This window comes from Actinocorallia lasiicapitis (genome assembly GCF_054778695.1).
In genome coordinates, this window is record NZ_BAAGZI010000420.1 from 1 (window position 1) to 4,817 (window position 4,817).

The 4,817-nt window shown below is 70.8% G+C and carries 6 protein-coding genes; 2 read left to right on the forward strand and 4 right to left on the reverse strand.

Going from position 1 to position 4,817, the window contains the following annotated elements:
• A partial coding sequence (locus ACYVE7_RS29175; protein ID WP_460369111.1) for a hypothetical protein occupies window positions 1–231 on the reverse strand: 231 nt, incomplete at its 3' end.
• Between ACYVE7_RS29175 and ACYVE7_RS29180 the strand changes: the two genes are divergently transcribed.
• Window positions 230–550 (forward strand): hypothetical protein, encoded by a 321-nt coding sequence (locus ACYVE7_RS29180; RefSeq protein ID WP_460369113.1) that lies wholly within the window; start codon window positions 230–232, stop codon window positions 548–550. The genes ACYVE7_RS29175 and ACYVE7_RS29180 overlap by 2 nt on opposite strands.
• Before the next feature lie 50 nt (window positions 551–600).
• On the opposite strand, the gene ACYVE7_RS29185 is transcribed toward ACYVE7_RS29180, so the two are convergent.
• Complete coding sequence (locus tag ACYVE7_RS29185; RefSeq protein ID WP_460369115.1) at window positions 601–1,857, reverse strand: PucR family transcriptional regulator; 1,257 nt, start codon at window positions 1,855–1,857, stop codon at window positions 601–603.
• 55 nt (window positions 1,858–1,912) lie between these two features.
• Entirely contained in the window at window positions 1,913–2,641 is a 729-nt protein-coding gene (locus ACYVE7_RS29190; protein ID WP_460369117.1) for a TetR/AcrR family transcriptional regulator, read from the reverse strand.
• Window positions 2,642–2,742: 101 nt separating this feature from the next.
• On the opposite strand from ACYVE7_RS29190, the gene ACYVE7_RS29195 reads away from it, so the two are divergent.
• Window positions 2,743–3,948 (forward strand): saccharopine dehydrogenase family protein, encoded by a 1,206-nt coding sequence (locus ACYVE7_RS29195; RefSeq protein WP_460369119.1) that lies wholly within the window; start codon window positions 2,743–2,745, stop codon window positions 3,946–3,948.
• Here the strand turns inward: ACYVE7_RS29195 and ACYVE7_RS29200 are convergent.
• On the reverse strand, window positions 3,945–4,817 hold an 873-nt coding region (locus tag ACYVE7_RS29200; protein ID WP_460369120.1), incomplete at its 5' end, for a hypothetical protein. The two genes, ACYVE7_RS29195 and ACYVE7_RS29200, sit on opposite strands and share 4 nt — an antisense overlap.

The window sequence follows — 4,817 nt, forward strand, 5'->3', positions numbered from 1 at the left end:
GGCGCCGCCGGCGTCACCGACCACCGCGCCGACCTCAGCGGAGCCCTCCCCGGCCGATCCCGCGCCGAAGACGGCGCGCCCCTCCTCGCCCAAGCCGCCGGGCAGCGGGCCGAAGAAACCCGCGCCCCTCAAGGTACCGGCGGGTTCGATCCGGATCCGGAACACCAGCCTGAAGTCCTGTCTGTCCTCCTCGGGCGCGGCCGTCGTCCAGACCCGGAGCTGCGAGGCCATGGACACCGTCTGGGTCCGCAAGGACACCACGGGCGGGTTCACCCTCGTCAACGGCGCGACCGGCCAGTGCATGGCGCGCGGCGCGGAGGGCGCCGGCGTCTTCTGGGAGGGCGGCTCGGAGTACAAGGTCGCGGTCGCCGACTGCGGCGGCCCCGACCAGATCTGGCATGTGGTCAACGGGGCGTTCGGCACCAGCGTCACCACGACCGACGGCTACTTCCTGCAGGCCGACTGGTCGGGACTGCAGCCGCCCAGCCTGAAGCCCGCCTCGTTCGCCGGGATGGCCGCGCAGGGCTGGAACCTCGAAGGCGTCAAATAGGAGCAGGCCCGCCCGGCCCCGGTCCCCCGGCGCCGGACGGGCCTTGGTGATCAGCCCGTGCGCAGTTCGTCGCGTTCCATGGGTTCCGCGTTGAGGGTCAGCCACGCCTGCAGCACCATGTGCAGTTCCAGCCGGTCGGACGCCGTGTGGATCACGGAGCCGAACAGGTCCTCGAGCTGGCGGATCCGGTAGCGGACGGTCTGGGCGTGCAGGTGCAGCCGCCCCGCCACCTCGGTGGCGTTGAAACCGCATTCCAGAGCCGTCAGCAGGGTCTCGGCGAGCCGGTACCGCTGCGCGGGCCGGATCGCGAGCAGCGGCGCGAGCCGCCGGTTGATGACGCGTTCGACGAACGCCCGGTCCCGCATCATCACGATCATCGGCATATGGGCCTCGGCCAGGACCGGCTTGGAGGCGTCGATGAGTCCCTGGTCGACGAGCGCGAGTGCCCGGCGCGCCCATCGGACCGATTCGGCGAGCTCGCTGATCGGCACCGTCGGCCCGATCGCGGCCGTCCAGCCCTGGAGCTTCTGCTCCAGCAGCTGGTGGCGGCCGGGACCGTCCGGGTCGGGGACGATCAGGCAGGGCTCGGGCAGATGCAGCGCCAGCAGCATCTCCTGCGGCAGGTTCGGCCGCTTGGTATCGGGGCCGCGTTCCTGCAGGGCGACCGCCGCGACGGTCCGCGGGACGGTCCAGCCGGCGTTGAGCGCGGCTTCCTTCACCTCCTTGGCATCGGGGACCGGCTGGCCGAGCAGCAGGTCGATGAGGCGGCGCTTACGATCCTGGCGCTGCCCCGCGGCGCGTGCCGCGGAATCGGCGTGGCCCTCCGCGACCACGACGGCGATCTGGCTGAGGTACCCGAAGACCGCGTTCGTGATCGCCGCCATGGCCGCGGGAGACGGCTTGTAGCCCAGCCGTTCGGCCAGCTCCGTGAGCCGTTCGACGGCGACGCCCGCGCCGATCCTCGTCGAGGCCTGCCAGGAGTCCAGGGTTCTGCCTTCCCCGGCCTCTCCTTCGCCCACCTTGCGCCAGAATTCCAGGACCTCTGCCGAACTCGTGCCCGGATCGATCATGAGGTCGAGGAAATGGCCGATGGCGCACTCCACACCCAGCGAGACCCCTGCCGCGTAGCGGGGGTCGTGCGGCCGGATGAACTCCGGCAGTTCCTTTTCGATCCGGCGGACCGCCTCGACGGCGATGTCCGGAACGTGCTCGCGCAGGTCGGCCGCGAGCCGCATGTCCTGCTCGAACGAGAACCCGAGCTCGATGCGGCGCACGGGAAGGGTGACCACCTGGCTGATGTCAGGCATTGAGATCTCCTCCACTGTAACGACGTGTGGGGAAGACGGATCGGCCCTGCCGCCATTACGGACTTTTAACAAGATTTTTTCCTGCGGCGTTCTTTCGAGGTACCTGGGCCGCGGCGAACAGGAACGCGTCGAGGGCCGCGGGGTAGGCGCTGTCGTTCATCCGGGCGATCAGATGGGGGGCCGTGGCGGCGATGTTGGGGTGGGTCTCGGCGGGCAGCCGGGCGTAGGTGGCACGCCAGACCTCCTGGTCGGACGCCCGTGCCGCCGCCGGCAGGGCCAGGGACGCCGCGTCCAGGACGGCGAAGGCCAGCGCCTGGTCGATGAAGGTGTGGAAGAGCCGGACGGCCTCGGCGTCGGGGAGTCCCGCGCCGCGCAGCACGCCCAGGATGGTCTCGTCCATCGCCACCTCGTGCGGCCTGCCCGAGACCCGGCTCGCGGTGAGCACCGCGGCCTGCGGATGCGCCAGGTAGGCGGCGTGGACGCGCAGGCCGAGCGAGCGGAGATCGGCCCGCCAGTCGCCGGTGGGACGCCAGCCGTGCAGGGCGCGGCCCCACAGCTCGTCGGCGATGGCCAGGGCCAGCTCGTCCATGCCGCGGAAGTACCGGTAGATCGTGCTCGGGTCCGCGCCCAGCGCCACGCCCAGCCGGATGATCGTCAGCCCGGCCGCGCCGTGCTCGCGGAGCATCCGCAGCGCCGTCTCGACGATCACCTCATGGGTGAGGACCTGCCCCTGCCTGGTCGGACGGCGGCGGCGCGGCCCGTCGCCGATCATCTGCTTGGCCACCGGACACCTCCTCCTTATGCCAACACGGTTGACGTTAAAAACGATATCAGCGCATCATCAGGGCATCTACCTACGGAATCCATAGCAAATTGGAGAAAATCATGCGCATTCTGCTTGTCGGGGCCGGCGGGGTCGGCACGGCCATCACCCGAATCGCGGCACGCCGCACGTTCTTCGACCATATGGTCGTGGCCGACTACGACGGGGCGAAGGCCGAGGCCGCCGTCACGGCCGTCGCCGACCCCCGGTTCGCGGCGGCCACGATCGACGCCTCCGACCGGCTCGCGGTGACGGCGCTGCTGCTGGAGCACCGCTGCGACGTCCTGCTGAACGCCACCGACCCCCGCTTCGTCCTGCCGCTGTTCGACGCCGCGCTCGCCGCCGGCGCCCACTACCTGGACATGGCGATGTCGCTGTCCAAGCCGCACCCCGACCGGCCCTACTCCGAGTGCGGCGTGAAACTCGGCGACGACCAGTTCGCGCGCGGCGACGCCTGGGCCGACAGCGGACGGATGGCGCTGGTCGGCATGGGCGTCGAGCCGGGCCTCGCCGACGTCTTCGCCCGGTACGCCGCCGACGAGCTGTTCGACGAGATCGAGGAGATCGGGATCAGGGACGGCTCCAACATCACCGTCGACGGCCACGACTTCGCGCCGTCCTTCTCCATCTGGACGACGATCGAGGAGTGCCTGAACCCGCCCGTCGTCTATGAGAAGGAACGCGGCTGGTTCACCACCGAACCGTTCTCCGAACCGGAGATCTTCGATTTCCCCGGCGGAATCGGCCCGGTCGAGTGCGTGAACGTCGAGCACGAGGAGGTGCTGCTGGTGCCGCGCTGGGTCGAGACCGGCCGCGTCACCTTCAAGTACGGGCTCGGCGCCGACTTCATCGGCAAGCTCAAGGCCCTGCACGCGCTCGGACTCGACCGCACCGAACCCGTCACCGTCGGGACGGCCGTGGTGTCGCCGCGCGACGTCGTCGCCGCCTGCCTGCCCGACCCCGCCACGCTCGGTTCGCTGATGCACGGCAAGACCTGCGCGGGGACCTGGGTGAAGGGCGTCAAGGACGGGCGGCCGCGCGAGGTGTACCTGTACCACGTGGTCGACAACCAGTGGTCGATGCGGGAGTACGGCTCGCAGGCCGTGGTCTGGCAGACGGCCGTCAACCCGCTGGTCGCGCTGGAACTGATCGCCTCGGGTGCCTGGGCGGGGCAGGGGATCCTGGGGCCCGAGGCGCTGCCGCCGCGCCCGTTCCTCGATCTGCTGACCGCCTACGACTCGCCTTGGGGGCTGCGCGAGGAGCTCTAGGGTTTGCGGTCCATCGTGTAGTGCAGGACCAGGAACGGCAGGCCGAACACCTTGAAGGCGTGCTCGGCGCGGAGCACCCCGTCCTTGACGTAGACGTCGAGCCGCTCGGCGAAGCCCGGGACAGCCGCCGTGGTCAGGGCGCGGTCCTCGGGGTCGATGTAGGTCAGGTAGTGGCCGGGGTGCGGCAGTTCGCTCTCGCTGGTCAGGGTGAGGCCGCCGTCGGGACGGGCGGCGGGCAGGAGCGTCGCGGTGAAGCTGGCGTGCGGCAGCGGGAAACCGACGCTCACATAGCCGCGGTCGGCGTCCCGGTAGGTGGTGTAGATGCCGACGTAGATGGGCCGGTCGTCGGCGGCGAACGAACGGATCCAGCCGCGGATCAGCTTGCCGTCCGGCAGTTCGATGGTGTCGATCCGGCCGCGGACGCCGCGCTGCGCCTCCCGCTGGTTCATCGGGACGCTCGCCTGGCCCAGCGGTTCGGCCAGCAGCCGCCGGTACAGCAGATAGCCGGGACGCACCCAGAGCCGCCACCGCGGGACGATGTCGAGGGTGAACCGGCTGGTGTGCTCGTAGAACTCCCTGACCAGGGGGTCGATCCGCGCGGCGGTGAAGCCGGGGCCGTCCAGGATCGCCAGGTCGGCGACGATCCCGACGTCGGGGGCGTCGGGGGTGTAGACGCCGCCCAGGTCGTCGGCCAGCTCACGGACGTAGCCGGTGCCGACGTAGGAGCCCTTGGCCTCGCGGGGCACGACGAACGGCAGGTCCTCGGCCTTGGCCTCCTCGGCGAGCAGGCTGACCTGCGGCCGGCGGAAGATCAGGTTGGCGATCACCCGGAAGCCGACGACCGCCGCGGCGGCCGTGGCCGCGGGCGG